The sequence below is a fragment of the Methylobacter sp. genome (assembly GCF_004322395.1).
GTDB lineage: Bacteria > Pseudomonadota > Gammaproteobacteria > Methylococcales > Methylomonadaceae > Methylobacter_A.
The window spans coordinates 131999-149284 of sequence record NZ_SCTW01000029.1 but is presented as its reverse complement, the minus strand read 5'-3'; the positions used below and the strand labels follow the sequence as shown (position 1 = coordinate 149284).

At 53.3% G+C, this 17286-nt stretch carries 11 protein-coding genes; 6 read left to right on the top strand and 5 right to left on the bottom strand.

Going from position 1 to position 17286, the window contains the following annotated elements:
* The first annotated feature begins 308 nt into the window (after positions 1 to 308).
* A complete protein-coding gene (locus EPO18_RS04415; RefSeq protein WP_292431035.1) occupies positions 309 to 1070 on the top strand; it encodes a hypothetical protein in 762 nt (253 codons plus the stop codon).
* 376 nt (positions 1071 to 1446) lie between these two features.
* Here the strand turns inward: EPO18_RS04415 and fba are convergent, their stop codons facing one another.
* The gene (gene fba / locus EPO18_RS04410; RefSeq protein WP_292431032.1) at positions 1447 to 2460 is read right to left on the bottom strand and encodes a class II fructose-bisphosphate aldolase; all 1014 of its coding nucleotides are present in this window, start codon (positions 2458 to 2460) and stop codon (positions 1447 to 1449) included.
* 366 nt (positions 2461 to 2826) lie between these two features.
* Here fba and EPO18_RS04405 point away from each other — a divergent pair, with 366 nt between their 5' ends.
* Together EPO18_RS04405 and EPO18_RS04400 are read left to right on the top strand one after the other, a co-directional pair.
* Positions 2827 to 3339 (top strand): YkgJ family cysteine cluster protein, encoded by a 513-nt coding sequence (locus EPO18_RS04405; RefSeq protein WP_292431029.1) that lies wholly within the window; start codon positions 2827 to 2829, stop codon positions 3337 to 3339.
* A 268-nt stretch (positions 3340 to 3607) separates the two neighbouring features.
* Complete coding sequence (locus tag EPO18_RS04400; RefSeq protein ID WP_292431026.1) at positions 3608 to 4060, top strand: RNA recognition motif domain-containing protein; 453 nt, start codon at positions 3608 to 3610, stop codon at positions 4058 to 4060.
* Here the strand turns inward: EPO18_RS04400 and gmk are convergent, their stop codons facing one another.
* The 4 genes from gmk to EPO18_RS04380 form a co-directional block, all read right to left on the bottom strand.
* On the bottom strand, positions 4061 to 4687 hold the full coding sequence (gmk, locus tag EPO18_RS04395) for a guanylate kinase (protein WP_292431024.1): 627 nt from the start codon (positions 4685 to 4687) through the stop codon (positions 4061 to 4063).
* A 486-nt stretch (positions 4688 to 5173) separates the two neighbouring features.
* Positions 5174 to 8293, bottom strand: a complete 3120-nt coding sequence (locus EPO18_RS04390) for an efflux RND transporter permease subunit (RefSeq protein WP_292431021.1) — start codon at positions 8291 to 8293, stop codon at positions 5174 to 5176.
* Positions 8290 to 9417 (bottom strand): efflux RND transporter periplasmic adaptor subunit, encoded by a 1128-nt coding sequence (locus tag EPO18_RS04385; RefSeq protein ID WP_292431018.1) that lies wholly within the window; start codon positions 9415 to 9417, stop codon positions 8290 to 8292. The genes EPO18_RS04390 and EPO18_RS04385 overlap by 4 nt, the downstream gene beginning before the upstream one ends.
* A gap of 26 nt (positions 9418 to 9443) precedes the next feature.
* The gene (locus tag EPO18_RS04380) at positions 9444 to 11027 is read right to left on the bottom strand and encodes an efflux transporter outer membrane subunit (protein WP_292431015.1); all 1584 of its coding nucleotides are present in this window, start codon (positions 11025 to 11027) and stop codon (positions 9444 to 9446) included.
* Between the two features lie 861 nt (positions 11028 to 11888).
* On the opposite strand from EPO18_RS04380, the gene EPO18_RS04375 reads away from it, so the two are divergent.
* From EPO18_RS04375 to EPO18_RS04365, 3 genes are all read left to right on the top strand, one after another.
* Positions 11889 to 12560, top strand: coding sequence for a helix-turn-helix domain-containing protein (locus EPO18_RS04375; protein WP_292431286.1), 672 nt, complete (start codon positions 11889 to 11891; stop codon positions 12558 to 12560).
* Positions 12561 to 12620: 60 nt separating this feature from the next.
* Entirely contained in the window at positions 12621 to 13397 is a 777-nt protein-coding gene (locus EPO18_RS04370) for a response regulator transcription factor (RefSeq protein WP_292431012.1), read from the top strand.
* A gap of 289 nt (positions 13398 to 13686) precedes the next feature.
* A complete protein-coding gene (locus tag EPO18_RS04365) occupies positions 13687 to 17256 on the top strand; it encodes a two-partner secretion domain-containing protein (protein ID WP_292431010.1) in 3570 nt (1189 codons plus the stop codon).
* The last annotated feature ends 30 nt before the right edge of the window (positions 17257 to 17286 follow it).

The window sequence follows — 17286 nt, the reverse complement described above, 5'->3', positions numbered from 1 at the left end:
ACAGTTCGATTCAAACCCGTCTATTGCTTCAGCCATTTGACTGTGTAGTCAGCAACGGGCAGCAGATGCTTGTTAAGATAAAAAACCGTATATCACCCCTTAAGGAAAGATATACGGTTAACATTCCGATAAAGTTGCCTCAGTTTGTTGCTTAGAGTTTGATAATTAGGGATGATATACAGAAACTATCTAATTATTTGATAGGCCTGTATAAAAAGCGAAGTTTGACTAATTGCCGGAAGCGGACGGATCACTTCAAATGCTGTTGGTGTGATCTTTGGCAATTCAACTAGAGACAAAAGAAACGAATGCAGAAAATCGGAATTTGTATCAAATTGGCTGCCGTCTCCGGTCTCAGCTATATTCGGAAGAATCCGCACATGGCGCTGGCGGCTTTGCTGTTCTTAGCTGGCATCGCATTTCTATCCACTAAGGTTTCAACGATCTCTGGGGCATTGTTTGGTGCTGGAGCTTCCTTGTTGGGAGCATGGGTTACCGAATTGAATAATCGACGTTCTAATTCCGAGGACAAGGCGCGGCGCGAATCCGAAGCGCGTAGGTATCTGGCACCCGAATTGAACCGGACTATAGAGAGAGTTCTCTACATTCACCAGCGCGCTATTCCGACTTTCTCAAGCGCTTCTATAGCCTATGCTGCCGGAGAGCAAATAGTCAAACCGAACGACCTGCAAAAAGATTTCATCCCGTACATGCCAACTTTGTATCCGAATGCTCCGCAATTCCGGGATTTGACGGGCGATGATGCGACGGCGTTAATTGCTTTCTACGATTCTCTTCATACCTTGGATAAATTCGTGAACGAATGGTGGGAACGGGAAGGGCAGTTGCACATCAATATTTTCAACATGATCCTAACATATTCCGATGAAAGCCTACGTTTTGCCGAAGACTGCATCCAAAAGTTTGAGTTGGAAAAGCTCTACCCGCCAAAATATGACTCATGGGGTACCTTATCCTCACGCATTGAATGTTCGAAGGTGAGTGCGATACAAGCACGCGAATACCACATGGCAAGATTAGAAACTAAAAATGCAAAGCCAGCCCGGTAGATGGGCAAAAGGCTTTATCATTTGCCCACACAGACGTAACAAACTGGCCTAACATGACGATGCAGCGGAAAACGCCCTGGGGTTCTTTCTTTTGTTTCGGTAGTTATTCGAAGTTTCCGGCTTCGATTGAGCTTCCCGAAGGGCGTTTCCGCTGATCTTGAACATTATGCGTTCTCGTTCCAGACAATCAATGGCTATCGAAATTTTTATTGCAAACTCCGATGCGGAAATTGAATCCTGCTTCACAGCTTTCAGCCTGTAGCCTGGATGGAGCATAGCGGAATCCAGGGACTCGTGGCACTAAATGCCCCGCATTTCGCGTTGCTTCATACGGGCTACAGTTTAAACTTATTAGCTATCACCCGTTTCTCTATTCTTATGTATAACGCCTAGCCATTTCGCCCAATGGAACGGCTTTAATTTTACCGGCATGCCCGGCAGAGCCGAAGGCTTCATAACGCGCCTGACAAAGCGCTTGCATCGCGTCTCTTGCTGCTTGGTAGATTTTACGCGCGTCCAAATCCGATGCGTTTTCGGGTTGGGATATATAACGGCGAATCGCCCCGGTAGAAGCCATGCGCAAGTCGGTATCGATATTGACTTTACGGACCCCGTATTTAATCCCTTCGACAATTTCATCCACCGGAACGCCATAGGTTTCTGGAATATCGCCGCCGTATTCATTGATGATTTTCAGCCAGTCTTGCGGCACGGAACTGGAGCCGTGCATAACAAAATGCGTATTCGGCAGGCGTTGTTGCAAGGTTTTTAAACGGCTGATAACCAACACTTCGCCGGTCGGCGGTTTGCTGAATTTATAAGCGCCGTGACTGGTGCCGATGGCGACCGCCAACGCATCGATTTGCGTTTGCTTAACAAATTCGACCGCTTCGTCGGGATCGGTCAGCAACCGGCTGTGATCCATCGGTTCGTTTTTAGTTTCCAATGAGCCTAGGCAGCCGATTTCGCCTTCAACCGATACGCCGCACGCATGCGCCATTTTGACCACGGTGCGGGTAACGTCCACATTATATTCAAAATCGGCTGGCGTTTTCATATCTTCCAGCAACGAGCCGTCCATCATCACGGAGCTGAAGCCGGATTGAATGGCTTGTGCGCAAATGTCGGGTGTCGGCGCATGATCCCGGTGCATGACGACTGGAATATGCGGATATTGTTCAACGGCGGCCAGAATCAAATGCCGTAAAAACACTTCGCCGGCATAGCGATTTGCACCGGCCGAGCCTTGCATAATCACCGGGCTATCGCAGGCGTCCGCCGCTTGCATAATGGCCTGAACTTGCTCCATGTTACTGACGTTGAATGCGGGAACGGCAAAGCCATGCTCCGCGGCATAATCCAAAACTTGTCGCAATGACACTAAAGCCATGATTAGCGCTCCTTAATTGGGTTTTATTCTTAGGTTGTATACATCACCGACGAGGCGGAGGTACGAAGCCGAACATTATAAGACACAATTTGTCGGGCTTCGCAAAGCTCAGCCATAACCTGCATTCGTGCCTAACCTCCGGTTACGCTTCGTTCGCTGAGCGTTGCGTTGAATAGCTGTTTTTGAAAATTCACCTGACCTTGCATAGAACTTGTCGACAAGCCGAGTCAATCAGCCTATCAGTTCAGATTCTTAAACGGTAAATGCCGGTTTAGGATATTATTTCGGCCATCAAATTTCAGTTCCATTATTTTCAATCCATAATAAAAGCTTTTCAAAGCGCGGTTAAAAAGGCCGGACACGAAGATGAACACACTGACCCAACTCCATGCCGATATCGAAGCGCGGGTACGAGCTATCCGCGATGACAATCCCGATTGGCTCTGCCGTATGGGCTGCGACGGTTGTTGCCGACGGCTCGCCGAAATACCCCGGCTCACTGCGGAGGAATGGGATTTACTGAGGGACGGGCTGGCCGCGCTGTCCTCGGAGCGGCTTCAAGAAATCGGCCGTGACATCGCCGCGCTGGCCGAGCAAGCATCGCGCCCTATCGTCTGCCCGTTGTTGGACCGGTCGGCGGGAGCCTGCATGGTCTACGCCCATCGCCCGGTAGCTTGCCGCACATACGGATTCTATGTCCAGCGCGACCTGGGGCTTTACTGTAAGGATATCGAAGCGCGTGTGGCCGGCGGCGCGTTGGCAGGAGTAGTGTGGGGCAATCAGGACGCCATCGACCGCCGTCTCAGCGCTCTGGGCGGCAGCCGCGATTTGACCGAGTGGTTCGCGAGCTGGAAGGAACCCATCATGGCGATTTTCTAGCGCGAAACCACGCTACGGCACTTTTTTAACCTTAATTGTTGCTGCCGGTTTTATTTAAATTATTTGGCTCGCCGAAACAGGAATTAGCTACACTTTAAAGCAACAGAGAGCGAAGTTTTCCTGTTCGGGCATTGAATACCGAGTGCTGCCGATGGTTGAGAATGGGGCTATTTAAAAAAGCCGAAGAGCCTCGTGGGTAGAAAAAAGTACCCGACAGACTAGAATGTACCAGATGCGTCTTTTTGCAATTTAAAAAATGGATATCTCAATGATTATTTTGTTAAAAAATATACTTAGCAATACAACAGAAAAAGATATAGAAGATTTTATCCAGCCCGCTATTAAAGGTAGTTTGTTAAGTAAACGCGGCCAAATAGAACATATTTCTATTTTAAGGCAAAAAGATAGCTCAATGGAGGATTTTGAATGTCATGGACTCGTTACAATAACCCCCGATTCCGTTGCAATAAAAGCCATAAATAAGCTCAACAAGAAGCGAATAAAGGGCAAAAGTGTTGTCGTACGTGAGTATCAAACCAGGCGTTGGCACAACGATCCGAGAATCAGCAGAGAACAGCTGGTTGAAGCGTCTAAGAATAAGCGCAAAGGCGACCGCAGGCGCCGAAATTTGGAAATTAAAAAAGAAAATGAGTTCAAAGAAAAAAAAGCGGAATTGCAATTTACTAGCGAAAAAGCGTTCTATAGAAAACTGGATGGTTAACTAAGCGTTTTTTGATGCGAGCAGCGAAGTTAATAAAGGCCGCAAATTATGCAATTGCCGTTGCCGGGTTAACCGATTGGCGATGATGATGCTTTTTAATTCAGTCAGTGCCTGGGCAAACACATCATTAACCACCAGATAATCAAACTCCTCATGGTGGCGAATTTCGGTCACCGCATCGCGCATCCGGCGTTCAATAATTTGCTCATCGTCCTGGCCTCGGTTTCTGAGGCGCTGCAATAGAACTTCCGTCGATGGCGGCAGGATAAAAATCGAAATACTGTCGGGCAGCAGTTTTTTTATTTGTTCCGCGCCTTGCCAGTCGATCTCGAGAATTACATCCAATCCCCGGTTCAGGTTTTCTTCTACGGTTTGCTGTGCAGTGCCGTAAAAATTATCAAAAACCTGGGCATGCTCAAGGAACGCCTGTTTTTCCTGCATGGCTTGAAAGTCTGCGACAGAGACAAAGTAATAATCCTGACCATGAGCTTCGCCGGGACGCATCTGACGGGTAGTATGGGATATTGACACTGTCAAACCATCCAAATCGGCAACCAGCTGTTTAACTAAGCTGGTTTTACCGGCGCCGGAAGGAGCGGAAATAATATACAGTTTGCCGATATTCATAAATAAATCTGATGAAAGACTCAGGATCGCACCTGAGTAGATAGGTGTAGATTAAATAATTTACATGATACAGGATGCCGCCGTTTGGCAAAATAGGCTTTCGTTCAAATGCTGCTACAGTTGTCCGGAAATATCGCATTCAACTGATTTTCTGATGTTACACACGGACGGTATTTTTCCCGTTTGCCGCGCCGAGTACCGGAGCTTTCGCCGAGAACAGCCCGTTAGGGGCGCTGCATGGATGCAGCGCGTTGCCAGAGGGCCAAGGATGGCCCTTCTGGCAACCCTCGGTGAAATCGAGGAACGCAGGAGCAAAGCGGCAATCGGGGCGCCTTTTCTTTGGTTACTTTCTTTTGGCGAAGCAAAAGAAAGTAACTCGCCTTCGGGGGCGAGACCCCGATTCAAATAACCTTCGCATGAGCGACTCCTTAATACATCATTTATTCGGCTAACTGCGTAACATCAGTGGTTTTTTGGATAACCAATTTACTTGCTCATATGTTCGGTTGTCCAAGCCCCCAATCGCTGTGTCATAACGTAAAGTACCGGTACGAACGGTATCGCCAAAAGCGTTGAAGACAGCATACCGCCAAAAACCACCGTACCGATGGCCTGTTGGCTGGCCGCCCCCGCTTCCGAGGCGCCGAGCAAAGGCACAACACCCAGAATAAAAGCGAATGAGGTCATGACGATGGGCCGAAAGCGCCGACGAGTGGCCTCCACCGCAGCCTCCGGCACAGGCATTCCGTCGGCTTGCAACTGCCGGGCGAATTCAACGATCAGAATCGCATTCTTGCAAGCCAGGCCTATCATTAAGATCAGCCCGACCTGCGTATAAAGATTATTGTCGAATCCCCGCATCATTAAAGCCAAGAGCACGCCCACTAAAGCCATAGGCACGACCAGCACCACGGCCAAAGGACTGGTCCAACTTTCGTACAACGCCGCGAGCACCATAAACACCAACGTAATCGAGAGACCGTAAATAAAATAAGCTTGATTGCCCACCTGCTTTTCCTGATAAGACGTTGCAGTCCAGTCGAAACCGATCCCTTTGGGCAAGGTTTTATTGGCCACTTGCTCCATCAAATTTAGCGCTTGTCCGGAACTGAATCCCGGCGCGGCAGCGCCGTATATTTGCGCAGCCGGGTAAAGATTGTAACGCGACACCAGTTCGGCACCTACAGTCCGCTTAACTTCCAGCAGAGTTCCCAACGGCACCATTTCACCTTGTCCATTTCGGACATACAGGCTCTTGATGTTTTCCGGCTGTGTACGAAACGGCGCATCGGCCTGAACATAAACCTGGAATACTTGGTTGAATTTGTTAAACAGATTCACAAAGGATGAACCCAGATAGGTCTGCAACGTCGAAAACACATTACTCAGCGGAATATTCAATGACTCCGCCTTGGTCCTGTCAATATCAAGAAAAAGCTGCGGGCTGCGGGCATTGAAAGTAGAGATCAAATTTCGCAAGCCGGATTGGGAATTGCCTGCCCGGATGACTTCGTCGACCGCTTTTTGTAACTCGGCAAGGCCCAGGCTTTGACGATCTTCAATCATTAATTGGAAACCGCCTCCCTGGCCCAGCCCACGGATCGGGGGAGGTATCAGCACAAGAGATCCGGATTCCTCAAGGGTCGTTAGATCGCGGCGCAGATTGGCGGTAATCGTGTCCTGACTTAAATCCGCCCCCCGTTTGCTCCAATCTTCAAAAACAATAAAAGTGGTGACGATGTTGGAGACATTGGCGCCGTCCAGTATGGACAGTCCGCCAATGGTGACCCAGGCTTCCACTCCTTGAGTTTTATGAAGAATCTCATTCAGCGACTTGGTCACGGCAGTTACTCGCGGCTGCGAAGAAGCATCCGGAAGTTTGGTAATCACTATCGCATAACCCTGATCTTCGGTGGGTAAGAATCCTGTAGGGTGATAGGCAAACCTCCACGCGCTGAGAGTGATGATCAGCACGTACAGCAGCACCATCGCAACGGCCCGATGTACCATCCAGGTAACCAAGCGCACGTAAGCATTCTCAAACCAACTATACGCCTTGTTAAAACCGCGGAAAAACCAATTGACTTGCTTATTTTGAGCTGGACGCAGCCACAGAGCACACTGGGCCGGTTTGAGCGTCAGCGCATTAATCGCGCTGATGATAGCTGTGGATGCGATGACCAAAGCGAACTGACGAAACAGCTGTCCGGTAATTCCCGGAAGAAAAGCCGCCGGTAGAAACACCGAAGTCAGTACCAGAGTGATACCCATTATCGGCCCGGTGATTTCCTGCATCGCTTTGATTGTCGCTTGTTTCGGAGCCATACCTTGCTCGATATGATACGAGGCGTTTTCGACGATAACAATGGCATCGTCGACGACAATACCGATCGCCAGAATCAGCGCGAACAAAGTCAACAGATTGATACCGAAACCAAGCATGGACATCGCCGCAAACGCGCCGATCAGCGTGACGGGGACGGTCGTCGCCGGCACCAGCGTGGCTCGCCAACTCTGTAAAAATACCACCACGACAATGAGCACCAGTATGCCGGCCTCGAACAATGTAATGTAGACATCGTGTATCGCGCTACGGACAAACTTCGTGGTGTCATAGTGAATTTCGTATTTCAGGCCCGGAGGAAAGTCCTTGCTCATGGTCGCCATCGCCTTTTTAACTTCCTCGGCTACGCTAAGCGCATTGGCGCCGGGCAAGGTAAACACCGGCATCACCGTCGCCTTGTGGCCGCTGGATTCGGAAAAGTTGCTGTAGCTTTGGCGGCTAAGCTCGACGCGGGAGACATCGCGAATTCGCACGATCTGCGCCGACTCCCCACGGGTGCTTTTGATAACGATATTCTCGAATTGATCCACATCCTCTAAACGGCCCATCGCGTTGACGGTAAATTGGAATGTCTGGTTCGCGGGAACCGGAGGGCCGCCCAGTTGTCCTGCGGCCACTTGCAAATTTTGGCTCTGGATGGCGCTGATGACATCCTGAGTCGTTAAGCTGAAGTAGCGAAGCTTTTCCGGATTCAACCAGACCCTCATGCTATAAGGCCCGGCGCCCCGTACCGCGATTTGACCGACACCGGGCAAGCGCGCCAGCGGATTCTGCAAGTTGATTACGGCGTAATTGGAAAGAAAAGTGTCGTCAAAGCGGTCGTCTTCCGAATACAGTCCTACCACCAACAAGATGTCCGTTGAAACTTTTTTTACGTTGACGCCCTGCGGTTGAACCGATAAGGGAAGCTGCGGCAAAGCGCTGTTGACCAGGTTTTGTACCAGCGACGTGGAAGTATTAAGATCGGTCCCGACATTGAATGTGATGGTTAAGGTGTAGCTGCCGTCGCCGGCGCTGGTTGACAGCATATATAACGAGTTCTCCACGCCATTGACCGCCTGTTCGATAGGGATGCCCACCGTATTCGCAACCACCTCGGCGCTGGCGCCGGGGTAGCGGGTTGTCACCTGTATGGTCGGCGGCACAATAGGCGGATATTGCGCCACGGGCAGGTTCATAAAACAAACCAGGCCCAGAATGATAGTGATCAGCGCAATAACGTTGGCGAAAATCGGTCTTTCGATAAAGTATTGGGAAATCATGGCGCTGCTTTCCGGTTCTCAGGTGCGCCATCGGTTTTGTTTAGCGGCTTGCGTACCGGATTCACCGTATTGCCGGGAATTGCATGTAAAAGCCCCGTCACAATCACCCAATCTTGATCGCCGATCCCTTCTTCGATTGCCAGGCCATCTTCCGCTTTAACGCCAAGCTTGACCGGCCTGCGTTCTACAATATTTTTGTCGTTCACGACCAGCAGGTATGAACCCAACTGGTCATAGCCTATAGCTGCTTCCGGAACCAGTAGCGCCATTTTTTCCGAGTTGACCACGAGAACCCGCACCCTGGCAAACAGCCCCGGCAAGATCGTGTCGTCGGCATTCGGATAACTGGCGCGTAACAGTAAAGTGCCTGTCGTTGGCGTCACCGAAATCGCCGTGAAATCGAGGTATCCCGTATGGGGATAGCCTTCTTCTCCGGATAGCGCAAGCGTAGCCGGTATCTTCAATTTCTCAGCCTCGCCCGGTCCGATGCTGGTCTGTTTGATAACCCTCAGCAGGTCGGTCTCGTTGATCGTGAAGTAGACGTAAATGGGATCGGTCTGATTGATCTGAGCCAATGGGGTAAACTCACCGGCGCCAACGAGATTACCCGGGTCCTTGAGCCGACGGTCGATACGCCCATTGAAAGGCGCGACAACCTTGGTGTAATCCAAATCCAATTTAGCCAGATCGCGGTTCGCCTCGGCGGCCACCACTGCGGCTCTGGCGTTATCGCGCTCGAACCGCCAATTGTCCACATCCGTCTGGGCGGCTGCGTGTTGCCGCCTTAGGTCGCTGAATCTATCCAATTCGGTTTGCGCATGATCGAGACTGGCCTTTTGCTGAAGCACCTGAGCCTCGGCCTGCTTCAAGCGGGCTTGGTAAGTGTCCTGTTGAATCAGAAACAACGGCTGGCCGATTTTTACTCTGTCGCCATCATGGAAGAACACATTTTCCAGGTAGCCTTGCACCCGTGCGACCAACTGGACCGAGTTAAAAGCCTGGGTGTTTCCGGTAAATTCCAGATATTCGCTGACTTGCCGGCGAACGGGTTGGCTAACCGTGACTTGTGGCGGAGGCGGAGGTGCGTAGGTATTTTTGTCTTCGCAAGCTGTACCGAAGATCATCGCTATCCATATCACCTTGGTAAACCTTACCATCGCGGCCAACTGACGCCCGACGGCGTCTGGGTATCCGGCGATGGCTGGGCGGCAGGGCTTAACAGGCCGCCCCAATCGGTGCGTTTAGCCATCTGTTCCTTGATCGAGTCGGGCACGACATCCTTACCCTCCCGAATCTGCCAGCCGCCGCCCAGAGCCCGGTATACACCGACCAGGTTATTGGAAATATCTCCCAAAGTACTGGCGAGATTATCCTGTTCGCTTAGCAGCGCCTGCTGAGCCGTCAGCACGGTAGTAAAATCGGTGATGCCCTGCCGGTATTGCAATGTTGCCAGATCCAGCGAGCGTTGGGCCGCTGCGGTGCTTTCTCCCAACGATTGAGCGCGTTCCTGGGAACGTAAAAAAGCCACCAGGTTGTCTTCGACTTCCCGTTGCGCGGTAAGCACAGTGTTTTGGTAATTGACCAACAATTCCTGTAATCGTGCATCCTGCACCCGTACCTGATTGGTAATCTGCCCATAGTTGAAGATATTCCATTGCAATGCCGGACCAAAGTTGGCGGTGCGGCTTTTCCAGAGAAAAACATCGCCCAGGGCAAACGAACCGACATCGGTAGACAACAAGCCAAAAGTACCGGTCAGCGAGATAGCCGGATACAGGGCGGCTTTGGTTACGCCGATGCTGGCGGATTGGGCGGCGGCCTGCCATTCGGCATGGCGAACGTCAGGCCGCCGCCGCAACAGTTCGGCGGGTATGCCCACGGCTACCTGCATGGGGGGCGAGGGAATCTGCGCTGTCCCAGCCAACAAATCGTTCATCCGGCTGGGAGGTATGCCCAGCAAAACGCTAAGCGCATTCTGTTGCTGCCGCAGCCCGATCTCCAGTGCGGGGATGGAAGCCTGCGTATTAGCCAGCACCGTTCTGGCCTGTTCGACGTCGCGCTCCGAAGTGGTGCCTCCGTTATAGCGAATCTCCGCAATATGCAGGCTTTCCTTTTGCGTCTCGACATTTTGCCGGGCAATGCTCAAGCGTTTTTCAAGCGTCCGGATAGTGACATAAGCATTGGCCACATCGGCAGTGAGACTGACCAGTGCGTTGTTGTAATCGGCCAGCGCAGCCTGAAACCCGGCGTCCGCCGATTCGATTGCGCGGCGGAATTTACCCCAGAAATCAATCTCCCAACTGGCAGTCAACCCTAGTTGTGTTTGGGCGTAATCGAATATTTTGGAGAAAGCAGCCTGCGAAGCACGTTCACTTAAATGTACCTTGCTCAGCGAACTGGTTAATTGCTGATTTTGCGGATAAATATCTCCAATGGCGATTCCCAATTGAGCCCGGGCTTCGAGTACCCGCACTCCGGCCGCGCGAATGTTGAGATTATCGAGGTAGGCGCGGTCGATTAGCTGATTCAGGACCGGGTCGTTGAAAGTTTTCCACCAATTTTGATCATGAGTGGAGGTCGTATTAAGCCGCTTGTCTTCGGCTTCCAGCCACTGAGAAGCCGTTTCGGTAGCGGGAGAAACATAGTCGGGTCCGACCATGCAACTGGTTAGCAGCAAGAAAATCAATAAACAAGCCAGGTAAGACCCAGTGAACTTAATGTCCCATCGCATCATTAACTCCTAAGGACTTGGTTAAAAATAACTTCCCGAAATCAATATTTTTGGCCATCAAGCCGTTCGTGCTGAGCTTGTCGAAGCATGATCGGCTTGGTGCGGTGGGGGCCGAAATTTTTCCGCCCACCCTTCGACAAGCTCAGGGCGAACGGAAAAATTTTACTCGATCCATGTCGGGAAGTTATTACTGACCATATCTTAAGTTCATACTTGTAGTTTGGAATTTCGGACACAATGGATTTGTTTGTGCCTCGCGCGTTAACAAATGATGAGCTTAGATAGTTGCGCTCCATCGCATTTATAAGGCTAAAGGTATTAGTATCGGCCAAAATAGCTTTTCATCGATTGACATAAACGATTCGAAATATAACGTCTCCATCTTCGTTGTGCCCCGGCCTTTTTATATAATGGCTTAAAGAAACTTCAAATTCATAGTGAAGTATCTCCAGTTTGCGTACCTAGATAAATCCGCATAATTACCTATAAATAACGGATTGATGATTAATTGGCGGGAGAGTACTGAATAAATCAAAATGATGATGGGTGAAATTTGAAAAATCTTGTATAGTTTTTATCATGACATACCATCAAGAAATCATCTGCTCCAACTGTGGAGACACCCTTCATGACAGCGGAACGTAGCTTAAACGTTGTACAGCGTTATCGTTATAACAATCCGAAGCGTCCAACCGAAAGTTTCATGCTCAACTACCGTTACCGTGCCTGTAAGCCGGGTATCAAAAGGCAGAATTGATGAGCTGCAACCGTTCGGACGACATCCACAACCTGTGGGACGAACTGGCCGATTTCGATGTCGGCCGTTCCGAGGAAGCTTTGACGCATCTCATGAGCGGCTTGTGCGTGTTGACGGGAGCTAGGAATATCACCTGGATAGGCGCTGTGCGCCTGGATAGCTCTTCTCCCGGCGACCCGGCGAAAAGCTGGCGAGCGGGCGCCATCCGCTACCTGCACCCCACTCCGCTGTTGGACGCCGCCTCGCGCGAACAGGTGGACAAACTGGAGCGGGGTGACATTGATGAAACCACCATCCGTAATCTGGATGGTGCGGGCGTTTTCCGCGCTAACCGGTTGCGGGACTTGGTAGGCCCTGAGTGGTTCGAATCGCCTTACTACCGGCTCTATTACCAAAGCCTCGGTAAGGCGGATGCCGTCTGGGTGGCTTCCCCGGTAAACCAGGATACCGAATCCTGGTTCGGCATATATCGCGGCCCTGACCAGCCGCCTTTCACAGAAGCCGACCGGGATCAGGTAGCCTATGCCCTACGCAGCCTCAAGTGGTTCCATCGGCAACTGATGCTTTCCCACGGCCTGCTGGTAGCTAAAAATCCTCTGACGCCGGCCGAGCGGCGGGTACTGCATCTGCTGCTGACCGGGCTTTCCGAAAAGCGGATTGCAGAACAACTGGAGCGCAGTTATCACACTGCTCATGAACAAGTCACCTCCATCTATCGCAAATTCGGCGTAAGCAACCGTGCCGCGCTGATGGCCCTGTGGCTCGGCCAGGCGCCGTAGCTTTTCCCCTTTGTTTAAAAAGTTCAACCGTAACCATTGCAAATGAATGAGTAAGAAACCATGACCCCCGCAATACAGGAAAAAATACATCGCATTTGGGATGAACTGTCGGACTTCGAGGCCAGCCAATCCGACCAGGCCGTCTCCCTTCTGATGAAATCGCTATGCAATCTGGCTGACGCCTGGAATGCCACCTGGGGCGGCGCGGTGCGCATGGATGGCGAGCATGATAACGATCTGCTGCAAGGGTGGCGTGTTTCCGCCATGATACAACTGCATCCCATTGCCCCCGATCCGGATGAAGGCCCCTTCAAGGAAATCCTGCAACTTTGGGATCGGCGGGAAATCGACCCCTCCTTTCTTCTCCCCATGCGAAGCGTCGGCACGTTCAGAACCTACTCGTTCCGCAGAGAGTTGTCGCCGGAATGGTTTGAGTCGCCTTTCTACAGGTATCATTACGGCTCCGTCGGCACCTGCGATGCCGTCTTTATCGGATTCCCTCTCAACCAGGACGCCGAATCCCACTTCGGTTTCTATTCCCGAAAGACGTTCACCGACGAAGAAGTCGAACTGCTCTCCTACGCGCTGCGCGGCATCAAATGGTTCCATCGCCAACGTATGCTCTCGCACGGATTGTTGGCGGCCGCGGCTCCCCTGACGCCGACCGAGCGGCAGGTGTTGCATCTGCTGTTGACCGGCCTTCCCGAAAAACAGATCGCGGAAGAACTGGGGCGCAGTTATCACACCATCCACGAATACGTCAGCGCTGTTTTCCGTAAATTCGGCGTGAACAACCGTGCAGCGCTGATGGCGCTGTGGCTGGGGCAATCGTCCTAACTGATTCCGCGAAAACTACGAAAAACACGAAAAATAAAACACCGATGACACAGAACCGACGGATCAGCACGCCCTATCCGATAAATATTATTTAACGGGTGTTAAGCACATAAGCGTGACATTTAATATTACGTTTTTGTCTAACCTGGACACCGGAATTTTCGAGACTCTAACGGCTAGCAATATGCGTACCGTGAACAACTCAAACTCGGCAATACCCCCTAATTAGGGGGTACAACCCTATAAGTTTTAAAGGTATCATGGCTCAAAAATAACAAAGCGAATAGCCATGAATCTGACCTACCGCCTAATCTGGGATGCCGTAACCAATGGCTATGTTTCAGCCACCACATTCACCCGTAACGGAAAAATCGAGTTGCGTATAGTACGCATTGCGTATCTTTCCACTCTGCCCTTGTTCACTCCAGCCGCTTACGCCGCACCGGTCCCCACGGAACTGCCTAGCGGCGGTCAAGTCACCGCTGGTCAAGCAAGCATCGCCGTCGACGGTTCCCACATGGACGTGAACCAGGCCAGCCAGAACGCCAGCCTCAACTGGCAGACTTTCAACATCGGCCAAAACGCCCAAGTCGATTTCCACCAGCCCAACGCGTCCGCCGTTGCCGTCAACCGCATCGCCGATCCCAACGGCAGCCAGATCATGGGCCGGCTCAACGCCAATGGCCAGATTTACCTGATCAACCCCAACGGCGTGCTGTTCGGCCAAGGCTCGCAAGTCAACGTCGGCGGTCTGGTGGCGTCCACTTTGGACATCTCCGACGCCGATGCGGCTTCCGGCAAGCGCACCTTCTCTTCCAAGGCAAACGGGGGCGAGGGAAAAATCGTCAACCAAGGTACTATTACCGCCGCCGACGGCGGCTACGTCGCCTTGCTGGGCGGGCAAGTGAGCAACCAGGGCATCATCCAGGCCCGGCTCGGCACCGTGGCGCTGGCGGCGGGCGATAAAATCAGCCTGGATTTCGCCGGCGACAAACTGCTCAATGTCGAAGTGGATAAAGGCGCGCTGCAAGCGCTGGCGGAAAACAAACAGTTGATCCAGGCCGACGGCGGCATCGTGCTGATGACGGCCAAGGCCGCCGATACGCTGCTGGCCGGCGTCGTCAACAACGAAGGCGTCATCGAAGCCCGCACTGTCGATGAGCACAACGGCGTGATCAAACTGCTCGGCGACATGGACAGCGGCACGGTAAATGTCGGCGGTACGTTGGATGCCTCCGTACGCCCCTCTCCCACAGGGAGAGGGGCTGGGGGTGAGGGGGAAGAGAACGGCGGCTTCATCGAAACCTCCGCCGCCCACGTCAAAATCGCCGACGGTGCTAAAATCACCACCGCCGCGCCCAACGGCCATGCGGGTACTTGGCTAATCGACCCGTATGACTTTACCATCGCCGCCAGCGGCGGCGACATCACCGGAACTGCGCTGACCGCCGCGCTGGGTGTTGGGGCTGTAACTATCCAGACCGCCTTAGGATCGGTCACTTGCACCGGCGCAACCTGCGGAGCGGGGAATGCCGCAGGCAACGGCGACATCTTCGTCAATGACGCCGTAAGCTGGAGCGCCAACCTACTGACCCTTTCCGCGTACCGCAACATCGCCATCAACGCCAACCTGAACGGTTCCGGCACAGCCCAGCTTGCCTTGGAATACGGCCAAGGCGCGGCGAACGCGGGCAATACCAGCACTTACACCCTAAGCAACGGCGCGCAAGTCAGCCTTCCTGCCGGCCCCAACTTCAGCACCAAGCTGGGTAACAATGTCGCGGCGACCACCTACACCGTCATCACCAGCCTGGGTACATCGGCCAGCAGCAATGACGGCACCCTGCAGGGCATGGGCGGCGCCCTCGCCGGCAACTACGCGCTGGGCGCGAACATCGACGCCGGCGGCACCGCCACCTGGAACGGCGGTACAGGCTTCGTGCCGGTGGGTCGTATCAATCTACTTAGTGGTGTCCCCAATGCGCCTTTCACCGGCAAGTTTGACGGCCTCGGCCACACCATCAGCAATCTGTTCATCGATCGCAATGTGAATGAAGGCGTGGGGCTGTTCGGCAATACAAATGGCGCCGCGCTGCAAAACGTCGGGCTGCTGAACGTGAATCTCAAAGGCGGCACGGACGGCACCGGCGCGCTGGTAGGCTGGGCCAACGGTGCGACGGTCATCCGCAACAGCTACGCCGACGGCGGCAGCGTGAAAGCGTACAGCCACAGAGTCGGCGGGCTGGTCGGCACCAACACCGGCGCTAGCAGCATCAGCTACAGCTACGCCAACGTTAGCGTCGAATCCTCCGACGGCGGCTTTGCCACCGACGCCTTTGCCGGCGGGCTGGTGGGATCCAACGGCGGCAGCATCAGTTACAGCTACGCCACCGGCAGCGTCACCGGCAAGGCCTCCGATCCCGCCGATAATAAAGGCATCGGCGGGCTGGTGGGGCTACAGACCAACAGTGGCAGCATCAGCAACAGCTACGCCACGGGCGCCGTCAGCGCCAAGGATCCCGTCACGAACCTCCCCGTCGGCGGCACCAACCTGGGCGGCCTGATCGGCGAAGTGAACGGCGGCGGCGGTTCGGTCACCAGCAGTTACTGGGATAAAGACACTACCGGCCAGGGCAACAGCGCCAACGTCACCGGCGGCGGGGGCGGCGACGGTACCGGACTGACCACCGCTGAATGGTCCACCCTTGGCCCATTCGGCACCGCCCCCAGCGGCGGTGCATGGCTCGCAGCCGATTGGGGTTCGGGCAATCCCTATCCGGGGATCAAAACGCTGCCCTACATCACTATTACCGCCAGCGCCAGCCAGACCTACGGTTCGGCGGCGACCTTCGGCATCGCCAGCATTCTGGACCAGACGGGCGCGAATGCCACCGGCCTCGTCAACACCGGCGGTCTGTCCTGGACCGCCTCGACCAGCCCCGCCAGCGCCGCCGGCACGACCAGCGCCGTGCGCGGCGCGGGCGCCACGGGCACGGGACCGGGCTACCAGATTCTCTACGTGGGCAACCTGACGGTGGACAAAGCGCCGTTGACCGTGACAGCCAACGGGTTTTCCAAGACTTACGACGGTCTTGCATACAGCGGCGGCAATGGTGTTGGTTACTCGGGTTTCGTCAACGGCGAAGGTTCCGGCGTACTGGGCGGCACGCTGGCTTACGGCGGCAGTTCCCAAAGCGCGGTCAACGTCGGCAGCTACGCCATCACACCTTCGGGCCTGACTTCCGGCAACTACGACTTCAGTTATGTAAACGGCAGCCTGACGGTGAATCCGGCGGCGCTGACCGTCACCGCCAACGGCTTTAGCAAAATCTACGACGGCTTGGCCTACAGCGGCGGTAACGGCGTTTCCTACAGCGGCTTCGTCAACGGCGAAGGTTCCGGCGTGCTGGGCGGCGCGCTGGCCTACGGCGGCAGCTCGCAAAACGCTGTCAATACCGGTTCCTATGCCATCACACCCTCGGGCCTGACATCGTCCAACTATACCATCAGTTACGCCAATGGCGCGCTGACGATAAATGCCGCACCTTTGATCGTCACCACCAGCAACCCCGCCCTAACGCTGAATGACTCCAGACTGGTCAAAAATTCGGTGGCGCAACTGGAGTCGACGATTCTCTTACCCCCAACGAACATCAAGCCTGTAACGTCCGATTCATCCCCAAGCAATACAGTGGCACAAAGTTCCAGCGCAGGCACAGACGATGAATCGACGCCTGAATCCGCCACCGACACAGTGCAAAATAATACCAACCTGAGCTCTAGGGAGAACGGCTCGACATTTACAATTGTGCATCCCGGCGTGAAGCTGCCGGACAATATGCTCAACGTGGATGAATAAGATATTTTTTACCTCGTTCATTTCAGTTTG

Bases quoted from the DNA above. Each gene is read 5' to 3' on its own strand.
- EPO18_RS04400 (WP_292431026.1), top strand. From the start codon at position 3,608: ATGATTATTTTGTTAAAAAATATACTTAGCAATACAACAGAAAAAGAT.
- EPO18_RS04380 (WP_292431015.1), bottom strand. From the start codon at position 11,027: ATGATGCGATGGGACATTAAGTTCACTGGGTCTTACCTGGCTTGTTTA.
- EPO18_RS04405 (WP_292431029.1), top strand. From the start codon at position 2,827: ATGAACACACTGACCCAACTCCATGCCGATATCGAAGCGCGGGTACGA.
- EPO18_RS04415 (WP_292431035.1), top strand. From the start codon at position 309: ATGCAGAAAATCGGAATTTGTATCAAATTGGCTGCCGTCTCCGGTCTC.
- EPO18_RS04385 (WP_292431018.1), bottom strand. From the start codon at position 9,417: ATGATCTTCGGTACAGCTTGCGAAGACAAAAATACCTACGCACCTCCG.
- EPO18_RS04365 (WP_292431010.1), top strand. From the start codon at position 13,687: ATGAATCTGACCTACCGCCTAATCTGGGATGCCGTAACCAATGGCTAT.
- EPO18_RS04370 (WP_292431012.1), top strand. From the start codon at position 12,621: ATGACCCCCGCAATACAGGAAAAAATACATCGCATTTGGGATGAACTG.
- EPO18_RS04390 (WP_292431021.1), bottom strand. From the start codon at position 8,293: ATGATTTCCCAATACTTTATCGAAAGACCGATTTTCGCCAACGTTATT.
- gmk (WP_292431024.1), bottom strand. From the start codon at position 4,687: ATGAATATCGGCAAACTGTATATTATTTCCGCTCCTTCCGGCGCCGGT.
- fba (WP_292431032.1), bottom strand. From the start codon at position 2,460: ATGGCTTTAGTGTCATTGCGACAAGTTTTGGATTATGCCGCGGAGCAT.